The sequence below is a fragment of the Alteromonas sp. W364 genome (assembly GCF_031846205.1).
GTDB lineage: Bacteria > Pseudomonadota > Gammaproteobacteria > Enterobacterales > Alteromonadaceae > Glaciecola > Glaciecola blandensis.
The window spans coordinates 1-20332 of the sequence record NZ_JAVRID010000015.1 but is presented as its reverse complement, the minus strand read 5'-3'; the positions used below and the strand labels follow the sequence as shown (position 1 = coordinate 20332).

Below are 20332 nucleotides of genomic sequence, written 5' to 3'. Positions count from 1 at the left end.
CTCCAATGTCATATTTGTGTTGCGGCCTTTGTTGCGTAACAACAAAGACATAAAGTTAATTAATCTCATAGTGAATACGTTAGCCCCAAGAAGTATTGTGTACCGAAGTACTGAATGGTTCCTGTGCGAGCTTCACTGCCAAAGTAACTCTTGGTTGGCGCATCTGTGAGGTTATTAACTTGGAATAAAACACCTAAATTGTCGGTTACTTCATAACTCGCTTGGTAGTCAATAACCAATTCCGAATCGAAGTTAACCACTTCATCATTTACCGACACTTGCTTGGACACAAACGGGTCTCTATAACGAGCACTAACTCGTGTTTCGAAACCTTCATTTTCCCAGAACACAGTTCCTGCCAATACCTGCTTACTTAATCCTGGTAATTCTGCTGTATAGATGCCATCGCTAGCACTTGCTCTGCGAACAATTTCAGTTTCAGTGTAAGAGTAACTTGCGCTGACACCTAAACCAGACCAAAGACCCGGTAAGTTGCTATAAATTTCAGTGTATGAGAGTTCAATACCGCGAATATAACCACCTCGCGCATTATTCTCGAAGGTCGTGTACGAACCATTTACGGTAGGAACGGTAACAGTCAGTTGCTCACCTAGTTCATCAAGAACAGGCTGTGAATCTTCCTCATCTGTAAAGACAGGTACTTCAATTTCTGTAGGTACAACAAAACCATTGCCAGCAAAGTCGTAAGGGTCTATTGTGCTGCGGTCAACAAAAGACTGAATGTCTTTGTAATAAAGAGCCGCAACAAATGCGCCATCTGTGTCGTTGAAGTAATGCTCGTAAGATATGTCGTACTGATTTGCATAGAACGGACGTAAATACGGGCTGTTATCACTTTGGCCATTTAATCTTGCTTCACCAATAACTGTGATTTCGCCTGTATCAATATTTTGGCTCGCGAACGGTTCAGATATTGTTGCACCCGCGTTAGCGAACATTTCATTGATTGGGGCTCTCCCCATCACCTTCGCAGCAGCAAAACGCACTTGTTGGTTACTGCTCAGTCTAAAGGTCAAGTTAAGTGACGGAAGGTAATCAGTGTATGTATCTTCTAGGATAACTGGACGGAAAGTATCAACTGCAAAACCCACATCATCAACAATGATTTGCGCGCCAGCGGTAGGATCTCCCCCAACATTCTGTAGGAAAGTAGATGCCTGTTTAGTATCAACCATGCGCACACCCACATTACCTGTAACTGGGATGCCTGCTAGTTCCATATCCAAATTCGCCATCACATAAGCTGACGTGACTTCTTCGAATACTTTACCGCTTTGCAGTACTGACCATGAGGTATCACCAATTGGGTCGCCTTCTGGTGGATTAAGTACCCCAGAGAATCCGCCCCAACTTTGCACAGGCTGTGGTACGCCACCTGGGAACCATGCATCGAGTGCTTTATCTAAATCAATTGCTAAGTAGCTTGGGAAATATGAAAATTCGCCTTCCCAATTAACTACCGTCACCATATCTTCAGTTAAGCGCAATGGTGGCTGGCTTCTTGAAAAGCCTGAATCTGAACCGTACTCAAATACTGAGCGGTCATTACTGTATTCACGGTCAGAATAACGTGCACCAAATTCAATACTGCGTACCCAGTCATTATCTAGGACATATTGAAAATCAAGACGGTATGCATCTAGCTCATCTGAGTTTTGGAATGGATAGATGCCATATTTAGAGACCAATACTTTATTCAAATCAATAAAGTCGTCTGCTTGGTTAAAGCCTAAATCAGGTAGGTCCAAACCATTCAACAAATAACTAATCGAAATATTTTCGTCTAAGTTTGGCAGTGCAGCGTTAGCATCCTCAGCAACAAGCGACCAAAGTAGACCGTTTCTGAAATCACTTTCGGCAGATGAATGCGCAATATCAAAGCTCATTGACCAATCATCTGATATTTCCCACGCTGCATTAATACCAAGGCTTTTGACTCTGTCGAAATCTTGGTTATCGTCGTTTACCAACTCAACTCGTGTGTTTTGATCAGGTACACGTTGGAAAGTCCCACCGATGACATCGTTGTCCACCACTGTCGGGTTAGCGATAGTGACATTCGGCGCTTCTAATTTGACACGAAATCCGCGAGCAAATTCTTCTGAATCAAATTTTGATAAGAACGCGTCGGCTTTTAATACAAAATTATCGGTTGGTGCCCATTCAAGCGCCGCCATATAACCATTTCGCGTTTCGCCACCACCTTTGTGTTGTAGCTCGAAACCTTCACTGATCCTTTCACATTCCCCACATTGGCCTTCTGGCGCTAAATCTGGGTTGAGATTTTCAACGTCACCATCAAGAAAATCGACGTCTTTTTCACGACTATATGACAAACCAATAAATTGAGTTGAAACACTTGGCTGATACAAGCGAGCATAACCTAAGGCTACACCTAATGTATCTTCTAAGAATTTACCTTGATAAGAGAAGCTAATCCGCGAGCCAAACTCATCTGCATCTGCTACTTCACTCGCTCGGTCATTATACATGCCGCGAATATTTGCATTAAAGGTATGCGTTTCGCTATTTGACAGAGGGCTTGCCGTAGTGAGTTCTACTGTTCCAGCAACGCCGCCTTCAATCAAAGACGCCTTTGGCGACTTATAAACAGCTGCGCTACTAATTAATTCTGAAGGGTATTGGTCAAACTCAATGGAACGACTACCGCTCGTTGATACTTGCTCTCTGCCATTTAAGGTAGAGAAAACAAAATCGCCGGCCAAACCACGAATGTTAATTTCCGCAGCTTGCCCCCCGGTTCTTACTGCTGAAATACCGGGTAGACGTGTTAATGCATCCGCCATAGAAACATCCGGTAAGCCGCCTAGATCATCTGCCGAGATTTGTTCTGATACCGTATCACTGAACCGTTTTTGATTCAGAGACTTTATCAAACTAGTACTGTAACCACGTACCTCAATCTTCTCTATTGTATCTTGCGCTTCTTGACTAGAAGATTGCTCTTCACTGTCTTCTTGCGCATACAATGGCAAACTACCAAACATCATTCCGCTGGCAACAAGTGCCGCAGTAATCAAGCTGGGTTTGAATTTATTCATAGTTGTGTCCCATTGGTGTTGTAGTTGGCGTTTTTGTTTGCAACTCACACGATTGTTCAAACAGAGCATGCAAGAACGCCTATTTATACTCGAGACAAATGTTACATTTTTGCTACTCTATTTGACATTTTGTGCATACGTATTCATAACATTCACTTAACATTTAATACCTAAATGAGATAATTTTTTTATCAACACGAACCTAAATTAAATATTTTATACATAAAATTCAGTTGGTTAATTAAGATTCAGCGATATCTACACTTTACGTTTCGTTAACCTTACTTTTGTTAACACTTCGTGCATTTATGCAGGGAACACCTAATGAAAGGGCTTACACGCTTCACTCATGTACTTTATTCATTACAAAAATGAAGCGTTTTTCTGTGATTTACGGCTTGAATGCCGAAAGGAAATCATTGTGACTAGGCAGTTTTGCGGCTGTTCCTTGCATGATTGCACTCAAGTTTTGCAGAAGCTCTGAGGCTTGTTCATCACTTAGAGAATCAGCTAAGGTGTGATAAGACTTCGGCTCGATACCTTGGCCAATCATAACTTGTTGCCATGCGGCTTCGGTAAATAATTCATCTTGTTCTCGGAAAATACTCCCAGTCTCTTTAAAAAGTGTCATTTTTTGTTGCAGAGTATCTGGTATTTCCATGGCTTTCATTCGTTGCCAAAATGGCTCTGTGCGGTTATTAAGCTTGTAATGAAGAATAATAAAATCGCGAATGCGCTCGAACTCGATTTGCGATTGGCGATTGTATTCGTCAACGTTAGCTTGATTAATTTCCTGTTGCGGGAACAACTTAACCAAACGCACGATAGCGCTTTGAACTAAATGTAAGCTAGTCGATTCCAATGGCTCTAAAAAGCCAGAAGAGAGGCCAATTGCGACACAGTTTTTATGCCACTGTTTAACTCGGCGACCAGTAGTGAACTTTATCGGACGCGGCTCACCCAATGCTCGACCATCAACATTATTCATCAAATGGGCCGACGCCTCATCGCCACTCATGAATTCACTTGAATAGACTACCCCATTGCCGGTGCGGTGCTGTAATGGAATTCTCCACTGCCAACCTGCTCTGTGAGCAATAGATTTGGTATACGGTTTGATGGGGGTTACAGACTCGCATGGCATCGCCATCGCGCTATCGCAAGGAAGCCAATGTCGCCAATCTTCATATCCCGTTTTTAGAGCACCCTCAATCAGCAATGCCTTAAAACCACTACAATCAATGAAGAAATCGCCTTCAATCACCTCGCCTGACTTCAAGCTGAGGCTAAGGATATGACCACTAATAGGCTCGAGGTTTACCTTATCAATAAACCCTTCAACCCTAATACAACCCATCTTTTCACTGAGCTGTCGCAAGTAAGCTGCATAAAGGCCTGCGTCGAAATGATAGGCGTGCACTAAACCGGGTAATTGCGTATTTGGAATTTTCTGTAAAAAGCCAAATTTGTTGTTCTTTGCAGCCTGATAATTCAGCGAATAATCCCAGAAATCGGTGTTAAGTCCAAGAGACTTCCCTCGCAACCAAGTGTGGTGGAAGCCCGCCATTCCCATGTCTTTGCCAACGCGTCCAAACGCGTGCATGTACGAATGTTCGGCATCGCGCCAGCCGTCAAATTCAATACCTAGTTTGAATGTGCCTTTTGTTGCATTAACAAATTCAGCTTCATTAATTCCCAGCACCTTATTAAAGTAAGCAATGGGTGGTATAGTAGCCTCGCCCACTCCTACTGTGCCAACTTCTTCAGACTCAACTAGAGTAATCTCATGCTGTTTACCGATTAGACGGGATAACATGCTCGCTGTCATCCACCCTGAGGAACCGCCGCCAACGACTACTATTTTCATGAATTTACTTCTCTATTGCTAATGACTTATCTGATGCTTAAACAAAGAACCACTTCCGAAGAAGTGGTTCTTATCATAGCATTGAATGCTTCAGTGTATATCTCTGTAAACTACAGATTGATTAGAACTTATAGCTCAAACCAAGCAAGTAGTTACGACCAAAGCGTTGCACATCTCTGATATCTAATGAAGTGTCATCTGAGGCACTGTGCTCAGTGACAAACTCTTCATCAGTTAAGTTCTGTGCTTGTAGGCTGATAGTTAAACCATCAAGGCTTTCGATGCCAGATTCGCTAAAATCATATGAGATTTGAGCATCGACCAGATCGCTTCCTTGAACATTCACTGGCTGTCTAACCAAGCTCAAGCCTGCTACTTCGCCTAAGAAATCAGAGCGACTTCTCCAGCTAACACGTGCTTGGAAGCCTGATTTTTCATAATACACAGTTGCATTAAACACTTCTTCAGACAAACCTGGTACTGGGTCACTAAACTCTAGCGTTGTCACATCGCCATCCAAATTTGCGGGCACTTCAACTGTATAATCAAGCTCACTATCTAAGAACGTTGCAGAGAAAATACCACCAAAGCCTTCTAAGCTTTCGCTAAACATTGCGCCGCTAAGTGAAAGGCTCAACTCAAGACCAGAAACGTGGCCTTCACCAAGGTTATTCCACGAGTTTAATACGCCAAATGGTGCCACAGGCTGTCCGTCAGGCGGTGTTAAATCTGATGTATCAACCAATTTCCCTGCTTGTTGCTGCCAGTCAGACAAATTTTTGTAGAAGTAAGCAACTGCAACATAACCTTCATCATGGAAATAGTTCTCATAGGTAATATCAAACTGGTCTGCCATGATTGGTCTAAGTTGTGGGTTTGCTACACTTCCCGACCAAATATTCGTTTGCTCACTGTAAGATAAGTCACCAGAACTTGCGTTCATGCGGTCCATACGTGAGCGAGACATCGTTCTTGCAATACCCACACGAACCAATTGATCGTCAGCGACATCGGCGATCAGGTTAATACTTGGCAATACTTCAGTGTACTTGTCACCGCCAGTCGTTGGTTGAATATCTAAGGTTCTATCAGCTAAACGTCGAGATGAACTACCCGTCGAACTTTGGTCAAGTTGAACAACCTGAACACCCACATTACCACGAACAGGAATGTTACCAATTTCCATATCTAAGTTAGCTTTTACAAAGAATGTTAATGCTTCTTCGTTAACAACCCATGTGTTCTGGGCACGACCTGGATCAGTAATCGCTGAATCAAACTCTAAGTAGTTTCCATCTTGCCAGAAGCGGAAAGAATCAAAAGCAACCTGCTCGCCGAAACCGATAAAGTCTAAAGAAACATTTGGTAAACGATATTCGTCAGGGATAGGCAAACGATAACCTGGAATAACGTTACCAAGGGCGTCAATTGCACCTGGTAATGTTAAGAATACGCCAGTATCAACACGTTCTTTTGTGCGATCGCTGAAATTCATACCGAAGTCGATACTTGAAACGATACCCTCGTCGAAGACATACTTCGCTGCCGCTTTTAATGTAGTCAGCTCATCTTCCACTGTTGGTGTGTTGATGAAACCATCTTGGTCATTGTCACTATTAGGATCGATGAGGTTACCCCATCCCCAACCTTGCGGGTTACCTAATTGAATAACACTTGCATCGCCGTAGTTTAAGTCAGGATCAAAATCGACATTAGTATTGCCATCAAACAATGTAAAGTCGATGGTTTCAGGCTGACGATCGTTTGGACCGCGACCAGAGCCAGCATACGTTTCTAAAGACCATGTTTGACGGTCAACTTTTGAGTAAGACGCGTCTAGTTCAAGCACCAGATTATCACTAAGTGCGTATTCTATGTTTGCACCTAGTGCGAAAAGATCGGCTTCACGAACCGTAACGTCGTTACGAATAACAGCGCCCACTGGAGAACCATCAGAACCAATAGTGCCTGTTCTGGCAAAACCATCAACAGTATCGGTTACGGTAATCCCTGCATCACCCCATGCAGCTGGAATTTCTGGACCACGAAGCACTTGATCGTCTTTAAAATCGATATATAAGGCATCGATGTTAATCTGTAGATCATCACTTGGCGCAATCTCTAACACGCCCATAAGGGTGTCACGAGTCAATTCAGCAGAACGAACGAAAGGTTTAAACCCGCCTACTACCCCGTCTGGATAGCCCCAAGTATTAAAACGCTCTTCGTTATTTGGAGAGCTCATATGGGCATAAGCTAAGGCAATACCCACAGTGTCATCAGCAAACTGATTGATATATGAAACACTGCCACGTACGCCAGTATCTTCGCCATCTGGGTTAAGCGCACCGATATCGTTTTGTTCACCACGCAAGGTAAACGATAAACTTTCTTTACCAAACGCGAGAGGCTTAACAGTACGCATATCAATCGTGCCGCCAATACCTTGTGTGATGAGTGTCGATTCTGGTGTCTTGTAAACAACAACTTCGCTCATAATTTCTGATGGATAAACATCAAATTCCACACCGCGGTTATCACCCAAAGATACTTGCTCACGACCATTAAACGTTGCAGAACTAAAGTTTTCACCCAAGCCACGAATTGAAATAGAGCTAGCACGACCATCTAGTCGCTGCGCCGCAATACCCGGTAAGCGTGCAATTGATTCAGCAATACTGGAATCCGGTAGCTTACCGATATCTTCTGCTGTCACAACTTCAACAATTGAAGACTCAGTCATTTTGATAGACTGTGCTTTCTGCAAGCTAGCACGGATACCGGTTATTTCGATAACTTCGACAAGCTCTTCTTCATCTGCAACAGGTGCTTCTTGCGCTGCAATTGAAGAAAGACTGAAAGCCATGCCGCTGCTGATAAGCGCGAGCTTAATTAGGCTGGGTTTAAACGTTCTCATTAGTGTGTCCCTATGTGTGTTTGTATTTTAAATGTAAATATTCCATTACACTTTTGTTTATTCAGACGCGTGAATAGTAATCTGAGCGCCAACATAAAGACAAATAACTGCATACGTATTCAACGCATATCAAAAACATTCCATTAACATTTCAGTGTCGAAAAGCCACTCTAAATTAAGCTTAAATACATGAATATATTGTACTTTATCTAATTAGCAAGTTTGAAATTGAGAGTATTAAATATGAGAAGATAAAAGGATAAAGCAGTGAAAATGATTAACAAAATTGAAAAACAATTAGGTTTATGAAGGTTTAGATCACTCAAACACAAAAAAACCGACAAGACTTTCATCTTATCGGTTTCAATTGACTGTATCTGAGTGCACCGAAGCGCTAGCTCATTACCAACCAGTAATTTCGCGTAAGCCTTTACCGATGTCAGCAAGAGAACGAACAGTTTTAACACCCGCCGCTTCTAATGCTTTAAATTTCTCATCAGCTGTACCTTTACCGCCAGCGATAATCGCACCAGCATGACCCATACGCTTACCAGCAGGAGCAGTAACACCAGCAATGTAAGAAACAACCGGCTTAGTTACGTTTTCTTTGATAAACGCAGCCGCTTCTTCTTCTGCGGTTCCACCGATTTCACCAATCATCACGATTGCTTCTGTCTCTGGATCTTCTTGGAACAACTTAAGAATATCGATGAAGTTAGAACCAGGGATCGGGTCACCACCAATACCAACACAAGAAGACTGACCGAAACCTTCGTCAGTAGTTTGCTTAACGGCTTCATAAGTCAAAGTACCTGAACGAGATACGATGCCTACTTTGCCTGGCTTATGAATGTGACCTGGCATGATGCCAATTTTACATTCGCCTGGAGTGATAACACCTGGGCAGTTAGGACCGATCATACGAGCGCCCTTCTGATTTACGTATTCTTTCACGTAAAGCATATCGATCGTAGGGATACCTTCGGTAATACAAACTACCAATTCGATACCTGCATCAACCGCTTCAACGATAGAATCTTTACAGAAAGCAGCTGGTACGTAGATCACTGATGCTGTTGCACCAGTTGCTTCTACCGCTTCTCTTACAGTGTTAAACACTGGAAGACCTAAATGCTCTGTGCCGCCTTTGCCTGGTGTAACACCACCAACCATTTTTGTGCCATATGCAATTGCTTGCTCAGAATGGAACGTACCTTGACCGCCAGTGAAACCTTGGCAGATAACTTTGGTGTCTTTATTAATTAATACTGACATTATTTGCCCTCCGCAGCAGCAACAACTTTTTGAGCAGCATCTGTAAGTGATTCTGCAGCGATAATATCTAAACCAGAACCAGCAAGTACTTCGCGGCCTAATTCAGCATTCGTACCTTCTAAACGAACAACGACTGGTACATTTACACCGACTTCTTTAACCGCACCAATGATACCTTCAGCAATCATGTCACAACGTACAATTCCACCAAAGATGTTCACTAGCACTGCTTTAACATTGCTGTCAGAAAGAATGATCTTAAACGCTTCTGCTACACGCTCTTTAGTTGCACCGCCACCAACGTCTAGGAAGTTAGCTGGGCTACCACCGTGTAAGTTTACGATGTCCATAGTACCCATTGCTAAGCCAGCGCCGTTAACCATACAACCTACGTTACCGTCTAGTGCAACATAGTTTAATTCAAATTTCGCAGCATGAGCTTCACGAGCGTCTTCTTGTGACGGATCGTTCATCTCTGCAACTTTCTTTTGACGATATAACGCGTTGCTATCTACGCCCAACTTAGCGTCAAGACAGTGCAAGTCACCATCTTCTTTAATCACTAGAGGGTTGATTTCAATTAGCGCTAGGTCTAAATCTTCAAACATCTTGGCTAAGCCCATAAAGATGTTTGTGAACTGACGAACCTGAACACCTGTCAAACCAAGCTTGAATGCGATTTCGCGAGCTTGAAAAGGTTGAGCACCTACAAGTGGATCAACTTCTGCTTTAAGAATCTTTTCTGGTGTCTCTTCAGCAACCGTTTCAATTTCAACACCACCTTCGGTAGATGCCATGAATACGATACGGCGAGATGTTCTATCAACTACAGCGCCAAGATATAGCTCTTGTGCGATGTCAGTGCATGACTCAACCAAGATACGACTAACTGGCTGACCATTTTCATCTGTTTGGTAAGTAACTAGATTTTTACCAAGCCAGTTTTCAGCAAATGCTTTTATCTCTGACTTTTCTTTTACTAGTTTAACGCCGCCCGCTTTACCGCGACCGCCTGCGTGTACTTGACACTTAACTACCCACTCAGTTCCGCCAATGCGGTCTGCAGCTTCAACAGCAGCTTCTGGAGTATCAGCAGCGTATCCTTCAGATACTGGCAAACCGTATTCTTTGAATAACTGTTTGCCTTGGTATTCATGCAAATTCATGTTGATTTATCCGATTTTATTTAATAGAAAAGCCGCCTTTGTTAACTTCTATAGTTGCTTACCAATTTAAGCAAAAAAGTAGCTCGGGCGACTTGATTTAACCTTGCTGAATTTTATCACAAACTCAGCAATATGACAGATGATAACAGAGCTATCGCCTGTCTTTTTCTCTTTAGACCAAAGTATTAACTCTCTGTTTACACATCAAGTAACAATCTTGTTGGATCTTCTAACATTTCTTTAACAGTTACCAAGAAACCAACAGACTCTTTGCCGTCAATAATTCGGTGGTCGTAAGACAATGCTAAATACATCATCGGTAAAATTTCAACTTTACCGTTTACCGCCATTGGACGATCTTGGATTTTATGCATTCCCAAAATAGCGCTTTGAGGCGGGTTAATGATAGGGGTAGACATGAGTGAACCAAATACACCACCGTTGGTGATGGTAAAGTTACCACCCTGCAAATCAGACATTGCTAATTTACCGTCTCTGCCTTTCAATGCGAGTTCTTTGATGCCTTTTTCAACACCGGCCATACCTAAGGTATCTGTATCTCTTAGTATAGGTGTCACCAAGCCACGAGGGGTTGATACCGCAATCGAAATATCGAAATAGTTATGATAACAAATATCATCGCCGTCAAGTGACGCGTTAACTTCAGGGAAACGCTTAAGCGCCTCGGTAACAGCTTTCACGTAGAAAGACATAAAACCTAAGCGAATACCATGACGTTTCTCAAAACTGTCCTGATACTGCTTACGTAAGTCCATGATAGGTTTCATGTTCACTTCGTTGAACGTCGTTAACATTGCTGTTGAGTTTTTAGCTTCCAACAAGCGATTTGCGATTGTTTTACGCAAACGCGTCATTGGAACACGTTTCTCTGTTCGCTCACCTGCAGCCACTGCTGGCGCTTCAGTGCTTGATTTTGCAGAACTAGCAGCTGGTGCCGCTGGTGCTTTAAGATGCTTTTCAACGTCTTCTTTTGTAATTCTGCCGCCTTTGCCTGTTCCTGCAATTTTTGCTGGATCAACACCTTTTTCTGCAAGCAAACGTCTTACTGATGGGCTTAATGCATCATTGTCAGAATCACTTGACGCTGGTGCCTCGGCTTCTGCAGCCTTGGCAGCTGGTGCTGCAGCGCTCGCACCTTCAACGAATACGGCAATATCAGCTTCAGCTAACACTGTCTCACCCTCTTGGGCTAATATTTCGCTGATTGAACCGTCTGCTGGCGCAACAACTTCAAGTACCACTTTGTCCGTTTCAATATCGACTAAGTTTTGATCTCGAGTGACTGCTTCACCTGCCTGAACATGCCATGTCGCGATTGTTGCATCAGCAACAGACTCAGGAAGCACAGGTACTTTAATCTTTGACTCTTTACCACCACCTGAAGGTGCTGACTCTGCTGCCGGCGCAGGACTTGAAGAAGTCTCATTGCTAGCCGTTGTAGTTGCCGTTGACGCACTCGCGCCTTCGTCTACTTTACCTATGACTTGTTCACCTAACACAGTATCACCGTCGTTGTGAATAATTTCAGCCAATACACCGTCGGCTGGTGCCACAACTTCCAGTACTACTTTGTCTGTCTCAATATCAACAAGGTTTTGATCGCGTGTGACTGCTTCACCCGCTTTTACATGCCACGTTGCGATAGTCGCATCTGCTACTGATTCAGGTAATACGGGAACTTTTATTTCAATTGTCATCTTGGTTCCTTAGTTTAGTGTAAGTGCGTCTTCGACTAACGCTTTTTGTTGTTGATTGTGTACAGAAACATAGCCTACTGCAGGAGAAGCAGAAGCCTTACGACCTGCGTAAGTTAATTTAGAGCCTTGTGGAATCGACTGCCAGAAATGATGTTGGCTACAATACCATGCTCCCTGATTTTGTGGCTCTTCTTGACACCATACCCAATCAGTTACATGTTCATACTTCTTCATCATCGATGCAAATTCGGCCTGCGGGAATGGATAAAGTTGCTCCAAACGCACAATAGCCACATCTGTTTGTTCGTTTTTGCGTCTTTGGTCGAGTAAGTCGTAATAGACCTTACCCGAACACATGACCACGCGCTTCACATTTGCTGGATCAATATCATCAATCTCATCAATAACATTGTGGAAAACACCAGCCGCTAGCTCTTCCATACTCGATACCGCGAGTGGATGACGCAATAATGATTTAGGAGACATCACAATCAATGGGCGTCGCATAGGACGCACAGATTGTCTGCGCAACATGTTGTAAACTTGGGCAGGTGTAGATGGTATACACACCTGCCAGTTGTGGTCAGCACACATCTGCAAGAATCTCTCGAGTCGAGCCGAGCTATGCTCTGGACCTTGGCCTTCATAACCATGAGGTAAAAGCATCGTTAGACCGCACAAGCGACCCCATTTTGCTTCACCCGATGATAAGAATTGGTCAAATACCACTTGAGCGCCGTTGGCGAAGTCACCGAACTGAGCTTCCCAAATAGTTAAACAAGAAGGTTCTGCTGTTGCAAAGCCATATTCAAAGGCCATAACTGCCTCCTCTGATAATACCGAGTCATATATTTCAATACGGCCTTGGTCAGAAGATATGTTTTGCAAAGGCATGTACGAACTGCCATCTGTTTGATTGTGCAGTACTGCATGTCTGTGGAAGAAAGTACCACGACCTGAGTCTTGCCCTGTCATTCTAATGTCTGTTTTCTCAGCAAGAATACTGGCGTAAGCTAAGTTTTCAGCCATGCCCCAGTCTAATTGCTTTTCGCCGTCGACCATTGCTTTACGATCTAGGTATAGTTTGTTCACTCTCGACTGCAAACGATGCTCTTCAGGGAAGCTAATTAAGGCCTGCCCTAATGATTTAATTGTTTCAACAGGCAAGCTACCATCATATTCCACATCCCAATCGTGGCCGATGTACGGAGACCAATCTACTGAATGTTCAGTCATTGGACGCCACTCTTCTACCACACATGCGCCATGATCAAGTGCTGCTCTGTACTCAGCGGCAAGCTTATCAACTTCATGCTTCTCGATGGTACCTTCAGCAATCAACTGATCAGCATAAATTTGCTTAGGCACAGGGTGCTTTTTAATCTTTTGATACATTAATGGCTGAGTTGCATTTGGCTCATCGGCTTCGTTGTGACCGTGACGGCGATAGCAAACTAAGTCAATAACAACATCGCGTTTAAACTTGTTGCGATAATCCAAAGCCAGTTTAGTGACAAACATGACCGCTTCAGGGTCGTCTGCGTTAACATGGAAGATTGGTGCTTGGACCATTTTCGCAATATCAGTACAGTACTGAGTTGAGCGAGTGTCTTCTGTGTTTGAAGTTGTAAAACCGACTTGATTGTTTATAACAATACGCACAGTACCGCCGACTTTAAAGCCGCGAGTTTGTGACATATTAAAGGTTTCTTGCACAACGCCTTGGCCTGCAATTGCAGAGTCACCGTGAATGGTGATAGGCAACACTGCTGAACCGTCTTCACAGTTGCGTCTCGCCAATCTTGCTCGTACAGAGCCCATAACAACTGGGTTAACGATTTCTAAGTGTGATGGGTTAAAAGCCAAAGCTAAGTGTACATTTCCGCCTGGCGTGGCAAAATCTGAAGAAAAACCTGCGTGGTATTTTACGTCACCAGCACCTAAGCTGTCGTCATGTTTACCGGCAAATTCATCGAACAGAACCGATGGATTTTTACCTAAAACATTCACTAATACGTTTAGACGACCTCGGTGAGCCATACCAACGACAACTTCTTTGGTTCCAGCAGCACCCGCCTCTGTGATGAGACCTTTAAGCATTGGAATAAGTGAATCACCACCTTCCAAAGAGAAACGCTTCGCGCCTGTAAACTTCGAGCCAAGGTATTTTTCCATACCGTCAGCTGCGATTAGGCCTTTTAAAATTTTGACTTTTTCTTCACGGCCAATCACTGGCTTAGCTTCTACAGATTCAATTCGTTGTTGCAACCAACGCTTTTGCTCTGTATCAGTGATATGCATGTATTCTGAGCCGATAGAGCCGCAATAGGTACGATTAAGTGACTTGAATAAATCGCCAAGACCCATTTTTTCTGCATCGACAGCATAGGAGCCTAAATTGAACATCGCATCAAAATCGCTCTCAGACAGATTATGATGAGATAGCTCTAAATCTCTTACTCGCTCTTGCTTCCATAAACCGAGTGGATCGATATTAGCTTGTTGGTGACCACGAAAACGATAAGCGTTGATTAACTGCAACACTTTTACTTGGCGTTCATCGCTTTGAACACTACCCGAACTTGCCGCACCAGAACTAAATCTTGCCGCTGGGCCAAGTGAGGCCATGTGTTTAAAATCGGCCTTAATTTGCGTGTGGTTGGTTTCGACTTCTACACCATCTACCTTGGGTAAACCGTCAAATGTGACTTTCCAGTTTTCTGGGACACTTTGTGGATCTTCAAGATAAGCCTCGTACATCTCCTCGACGTAAGCGGCATTACCTCCCGCCATGTGGGATGATTCCCACCATGCTTTCATCACGCTATCTTGCATTCTTAAGCCTTGATTTAAAAAGTTAAGTGTATTGTATTCTATGTATATTCTTCTTGTAAATTGTCATTTACGCCTTTCACCGCATACATACGACTATAAACGTATATAAATGCATAAATTTCGACTGTGCAATAAATTTTATATAAAAAAATAGCCATCCTTCTCAGGACAGCTATTTAGTAATCAACTCTATCTACACAGTAGACAAAACGGCACTAAACAGCCCGTTGTAGCAGCATGGACTTAATTTGTCCAATCGCCTTCGTTGGATTCAAGCCCTTCGGACATACGCTAACACAGTTCATGATGCCATGACATCTGAAAACGCTAAAAGCGTCGTCAAGATCATTAAGCCGTTCTTCAGTCGCTGTATCTCTTGAATCAATCAAGAAACGGTATGCATGAAGTAAGCCAGCTGGGCCAATGAATTTATCAGGGTTCCACCAGAATGATGGGCATGAAGTTGAACAACATGCACATAAGATACATTCATATAAGCCATCTAACTTAGCTCTGTCTTCTTGTGACTGCAAATGCTCACGCGCTGGTGGCTGCTTGTCATCATTGATTAAGAAAGGCTTAATCTTTTCGTACTGAGTATAGAACTGTGTCATATCGACCACTAAGTCACGCACTACTGGTAGACCTGGTAGAGGACGAACCACAATTTTACCTTTACCCAAAGCGGACAATGGCGTGATACATGCAAGGCCATTCTTACCGTTCATGTTCATACCATCAGAGCCACAAACACCTTCTCGGCACGAGCGACGGAAAGACAATGTTGGATCTTCTTCTTTCAATGCAATCAAAGCGTCAAGAACCATCATGTCTTGGCCTTCTTCGACCTCAAGCTGATAATCTTGCATCTTAGGTGCATCATCTACATCTGGGTTATATCGATAAATCGAAAATTCTAACTTCATAATGATTACTCCTATTAATATGAACGTACTTTAGGCGGGAAAGCTTCACGAAGCTTAGGTGCCATGTTTACGTCACGTTTGCGCATTGATTCACTCTCTGGAAGGTACAAGCTGTGGCACAACCAGTTATCATCATCACGCTCAGGGAAGTCAAAGCGGCTATGTGCGCCACGACTTTCCGTTCTGAAATTCGCTGCGACAGCTGTACTGTATGCAGTTTCCATCAGGTTATCTAGTTCCAAGCACTCAATACGTTGAGTGTTGAAATCTGAACTCTTGTCATCCAAACGTGCATTCTGCAAACGTTCACGGATTTCTTTAAGCTCTTTAAGACCTTCTGCCATAGCATCGCCTTCACGGAAAACAGAGAAATTAAGTTGCATACACTTCTGCATGTCTTTCTTAATTTGAACAGGGTCTTCGCCCTTACCTTTCTCAGAATTTTCCCAACGATTGAAGCGAGCCATCGTTGCGTCTAAATCTGAAGCTGAAGCATCACTCTTCACTTCAATTTCGTCAATATTCTTGCCTAAGTGCAAGCCTGTTGCACGACCGAATACAACTAAGTCTAAGAGTGAGTTACCGCCAAGACGGTTTGCACCGTGTACAGATACACATGCAATCTCGCCACAAGCGAATAAGCCATCGACTTTGCTTTCGTTTCCGTCAACGTCTACAGTAATCACTTGACCATCTACGTTGGTTGGAATACCACCCATCATGTAGTGGCAAGTCGGAATAACAGGAATAGGTTCTTTCACTGGATCCACGTGCGCAAACGTTCTTGAAAGCTCAAGAATGCCAGGTAGTCTTGATTCTAGAACGTCTTTACCTAAGTGATCTAGTTTCAATTTGATGTGAGTTCCCCAAGGACCTTCACAACCACGACCTTCACGAATCTCAGTCATCATTGAACGTGCAACTACGTCACGACCAGCTAAGTCTTTCGCATTTGGCGCATAACGTTCCATGAAGCGTTCACCGTCTTTATTAAGAAGGTAACCACCTTCACCACGACAACCTTCAGTAACTAGCGTACCAGCACCTGCAATACCTGTCGGGTGGAACTGCCACATTTCCATATCTTGCAACGGCACACCAGCACGTAAAGCCATGCCAACGCCATCACCAGTGTTAATGTGAGCATTTGTAGTCGATGCATATATTCTACCTGCACCGCCTGTCGCAAGCACAACAGCTTTGGACTTGAAATAAACAACTTCGCCAGTCTCGATGTCGATTGCAGTACAACCCACCACTTGGCCTTGTTGGTTTTTCACTAAGTCCAGTGCGTACCACTCACTGAAGACTTTAGTACGATTTTTAACATTTTGTTGATACAGAAGGTGAAGCAAAGCGTGACCTGTACGGTCAGCTGCGGCTGCAGTTCTAGCAGCCTGCTCGCCACCAAAGTTCATCGACTGCCCACCGAATGGACGCTGATAAACCTTGCCTTCTTCCGTTCTTGAGAATGGTAAACCCATGTTTTCCATCTCAATAATAGCTTCGGGACCAGTTTTGCACATATACTCGATAGCTTCTTGGTCACCAATGTAATCCGACCCCTTTACGGTATCGTACATGTGCCATTCCCAGTTATCTTCGTGAGAATTTCCTAGCGCTACAGTGATACCGCCTTGAGCAGAAACTGTGTGAGAGCGCGTTGGGAATACTTTTGATAGCAAAGCGCAAGACTTGCCTGATTCTGAAATTTGTAATGCTGCGCGCATACCTGCACCGCCAGCACCAATTACTACCGCGTCGAACTCATGAACGGGTAAACTCATTTTAAACACCCCACAAAACGAATAGACCTACTGCAACATACGCGAATGCAATTAGGTTAAGAACATATTGAAGACCGGCGCGTAGACCAGCTGGCTTGATATAGTCTGTTAAGACCTGCCACAATCCTATACGCACATGAATCATGATTGAGATCAACGCAGCAAGAGTAAATGCTTTCATGTAGATATTGGCAAACAAACCTTGCCAAACTTCAAATGAAACTACTGGTGTAGTTACGAAGAAGTAAACCATAAATAAAGTAAATGCTGTGATGATTGCCGCTGTGGCACGCAAAGAAACGTAGTCTTGGACACCGTTTCGTTTGATTGATGCTTGATTCGTTACCATAATACTACTCCCAAACCGATTGAAGCTAATACCCAAATGGCAATCGCGATTTTCGCACTGTTGTTACCAGAGTCTAGTTCTTCCCAGAATCCCATGTCCATGATCACATGGCGTACACCACCAATAATGTGATAGGTCAATGCAGATGCTGTCCCAATTGTTATAATCTTACCGTACCAAGCATCCATCATGCCTAATACAGTGTTATAACCCTCAAGAGACGCTACTGATGTTGCCCACGCATAAATAACGAATAACAATGCAAAAAACATTGCTACGCCTGTTACGCGGTGAAGGATAGATGCAATAGCGGTTGGCGGAAAGGTGATCGTATTAAGATCTAAATTTACCGGTCTTTGTTTCTTCACAATAATATGCCTGTAGTCGTTCGTAGATAAAAGAAGGCGCTGCCTAACTGATATCTGAGTTGTGTGTTTTACTAAGTGGAGCGAATTAACGCCCTTATTTTGTTAACAATTTGTGAATAGAATATTGCCAAAATGGAACAAAACTCATTCCTTGTATTTAGCGGGCTTGAATATAACAATCTGCCTGAAGAATTACAATTTTTTGTTGCTTATTAAGCCTTTAGTCGTAAACAATTCTTGCTACCCTATATACTAACGGTAAATGGAGAATATTTATTAATCTAATGTGCATTTAAATTGACTTATTACTACAATACCAGTACAAATAGCGCCACTTTTCGTAACGATGTGAACAAAATTACGGTTTACAACGTTATATTAGAAAATTAATGAGGAGAGCATTACATGGCAGAAGATAAAGCCATTTTAAAAGCAGGTGATACCGAAGTTGAACTTCCAATTCTGACGGGCACAGCGGGTCATCCTGTAATTGATATCAGAGCATTGGGTGCCAATGGTTATTTCACATTTGACCCAGGCTTCATGGCTACAGGTTCATGTGAATCTTCAATTACTTTCATCGATGGTGCGAAAGGTGTGCTATTACACCGTGGTTTCCCTATCGACGAACTCGCGCGTGATTCTGACTATTTAGAAGTATGTCACATGTTATTGCACGGCGATGCACCGAACACTGAACAATATAAAACGTTCAAAGAAACTATCACTCGTCACACGATGGTTCACGAACAAATCAACATGTTCTTCCACGGTTTTAGAAACGACGCCCACCCAATGGCTATGCTTTGCGGCACCGTTGGCGCAATGAGCTCGTTCTACCACAGCGACTTAGATGTAAACAGTGAAGAACAACGTTTACGCAGCGCACACCGCCTTATCGCGAAAATGCCAACGCTAGTCGCAATGTGTTACAAGTACAACGTAGGCCAGCCATTTGTTTACCCGAAGAATGACCTTAGCTACGCTGCAAACTTCCTTAACATGATGTTCTCTGTTCCTGCTGAAGACTACAAAGTGAGCCCAGCAGTAGAACGCGCAATGGATAGAATTTTCATCCTTCACGCTGACCACGAACAAAACGCTTCGACGTCAACTGTTCGTTTAGCAGGTTCTTCAGGTGCAAACCCTTATGCGTGTATCGCAGCTGGTGTAGCGTCTTTATGGGGCCCTGCTCACGGCGGCGCGAATGAAGCTTGTTTGCAAATGCTTGAAGAAATCGGTTCAGTTGACCGCATTCCAGAGTTCATCGACAGAGCGAAAGATAAGTCTGACCCGTTCCGTCTAATGGGCTTCGGTCACCGTGTTTACAAAAACCACGATCCTCGCGCAACAGTGATGCGTGAAAGCTGTCACGAAGTATTAGCAGAGCTACAACTTGACGATCCACTACTTGAAGTAGCAATGGAGCTAGAGCGTATTGCTCTAAGCGACCCATACTTTGCAGAGAAGAAACTGTTCCCTAACGTAGATTTCTACTCAGGTATCGTACTTAAAGCAATCGGCATCCCTACCAATATGTTTACGTGTATTTTCGCACTATCAAGAACCGTTGGTTGGATTTCACACTGGCATGAAATGCTTAGTCAACCGGGACAGAAAATTGGCCGTCCACGCCAACTTTACACTGGTGAAGCTCAGCGCAAGTACACGCCAATCGACAAGTAAATGTTGTAATCTAAAAAAGCGCTCGTTGAGCGCTTTTTTTTCGTCACAATCAAAGTGTGTTTGGATAAACAAAGGCGTCCGTCTTGATTGGCTTGTAAAATGCCTGAAAAGGCGAGTAAGGCGAATGTCTTTGTTTATACAAACCGTCAAAGGCCACGGATGGCCTTTGAGAGCGGACAGGATGTCGTAAAGCGTGTTTGAATAAACAAAGACGTACTCTTGATTGGCTTGTAAATATGCCTAAAAAGACGAGTAAGGCGAATGTCTTTGTTTATACAAACCGTCAAAGGCCATGGATGGCCTTTGAGAGCGGACAGGATGTCGTAAAGCGTGTTTGAATAAACAAAGGCGTTCG

Annotated in this window: 13 protein-coding genes; 1 reads left to right on the top strand and 12 read right to left on the bottom strand. The window is 43.4% G+C overall.

Annotated features, from left to right (window positions below; translation table 11 throughout):
* Positions 1-65: 65 nt before the first annotated feature.
* The 11 genes from RM556_RS17100 to sdhC all read right to left on the bottom strand — a co-directional run bounded on the left by RM556_RS17100 (position 66) and on the right by sdhC (position 18291).
* Positions 66-3083: a TonB-dependent receptor gene (locus tag RM556_RS17100; RefSeq protein WP_311360501.1), complete on the bottom strand. Its 3018-nt coding sequence runs from the start codon at positions 3081-3083 to the stop codon at positions 66-68.
* Between the two features lie 391 nt (positions 3084-3474).
* Positions 3475-4950, bottom strand: coding sequence for a tryptophan halogenase family protein (locus tag RM556_RS17095; RefSeq protein WP_311375187.1), 1476 nt, complete (start codon positions 4948-4950; stop codon positions 3475-3477).
* 121 nt (positions 4951-5071) lie between these two features.
* Positions 5072-7867 carry a TonB-dependent receptor gene (locus RM556_RS17090; protein WP_311360503.1) on the bottom strand — a complete coding sequence of 932 codons (2796 nt, stop codon included), beginning with the start codon at positions 7865-7867 and terminating at the stop codon, positions 5072-5074.
* 402 nt (positions 7868-8269) lie between these two features.
* On the bottom strand, positions 8270-9142 hold the full coding sequence (gene sucD / locus RM556_RS17085) for a succinate--CoA ligase subunit alpha (RefSeq protein ID WP_311360504.1): 873 nt from the start codon (positions 9140-9142) through the stop codon (positions 8270-8272).
* Positions 9142-10308, bottom strand: coding sequence for an ADP-forming succinate--CoA ligase subunit beta (gene sucC / locus RM556_RS17080; protein WP_311360505.1), 1167 nt, complete (start codon positions 10306-10308; stop codon positions 9142-9144). Before sucC ends, sucD begins: the two co-directional genes overlap by 1 nt.
* A gap of 197 nt (positions 10309-10505) precedes the next feature.
* Positions 10506-12026 (bottom strand): 2-oxoglutarate dehydrogenase complex dihydrolipoyllysine-residue succinyltransferase, encoded by a 1521-nt coding sequence (gene odhB, locus RM556_RS17075; protein WP_311360506.1) that lies wholly within the window; start codon positions 12024-12026, stop codon positions 10506-10508.
* A gap of 9 nt (positions 12027-12035) precedes the next feature.
* Positions 12036-14861, bottom strand: coding sequence for a 2-oxoglutarate dehydrogenase E1 component (locus RM556_RS17070; protein ID WP_311360507.1), 2826 nt, complete (start codon positions 14859-14861; stop codon positions 12036-12038).
* A gap of 215 nt (positions 14862-15076) precedes the next feature.
* Complete coding sequence (locus tag RM556_RS17065) at positions 15077-15787, bottom strand: succinate dehydrogenase iron-sulfur subunit (protein ID WP_311360508.1); 711 nt, start codon at positions 15785-15787, stop codon at positions 15077-15079.
* Positions 15788-15801: 14 nt separating this feature from the next.
* Positions 15802-17574 carry a succinate dehydrogenase flavoprotein subunit gene (sdhA, locus tag RM556_RS17060; protein WP_311375186.1) on the bottom strand — a complete coding sequence of 591 codons (1773 nt, stop codon included), beginning with the start codon at positions 17572-17574 and terminating at the stop codon, positions 15802-15804.
* A 1-nt stretch (position 17575) separates the two neighbouring features.
* A complete protein-coding gene (gene sdhD / locus RM556_RS17055; protein WP_311360510.1) occupies positions 17576-17923 on the bottom strand; it encodes a succinate dehydrogenase, hydrophobic membrane anchor protein in 348 nt (115 codons plus the stop codon).
* A complete protein-coding gene (gene sdhC / locus RM556_RS17050) occupies positions 17917-18291 on the bottom strand; it encodes a succinate dehydrogenase, cytochrome b556 subunit (RefSeq protein WP_311360511.1) in 375 nt (124 codons plus the stop codon). Before sdhC ends, sdhD begins: the two co-directional genes overlap by 7 nt.
* Positions 18292-18696: 405 nt before the next feature.
* Between sdhC and RM556_RS17045 the strand changes: the two genes are divergently transcribed.
* Positions 18697-19977 carry a citrate synthase gene (locus RM556_RS17045; RefSeq protein WP_311360512.1) on the top strand — a complete coding sequence of 427 codons (1281 nt, stop codon included), beginning with the start codon at positions 18697-18699 and terminating at the stop codon, positions 19975-19977.
* Positions 19978-20123: 146 nt separating this feature from the next.
* Here RM556_RS17045 and RM556_RS17040 read toward each other — a convergent pair.
* Positions 20124-20332 (bottom strand): hypothetical protein (locus RM556_RS17040; protein ID WP_311375185.1); only part of this gene is annotated, 209 nt, incomplete at its 5' end.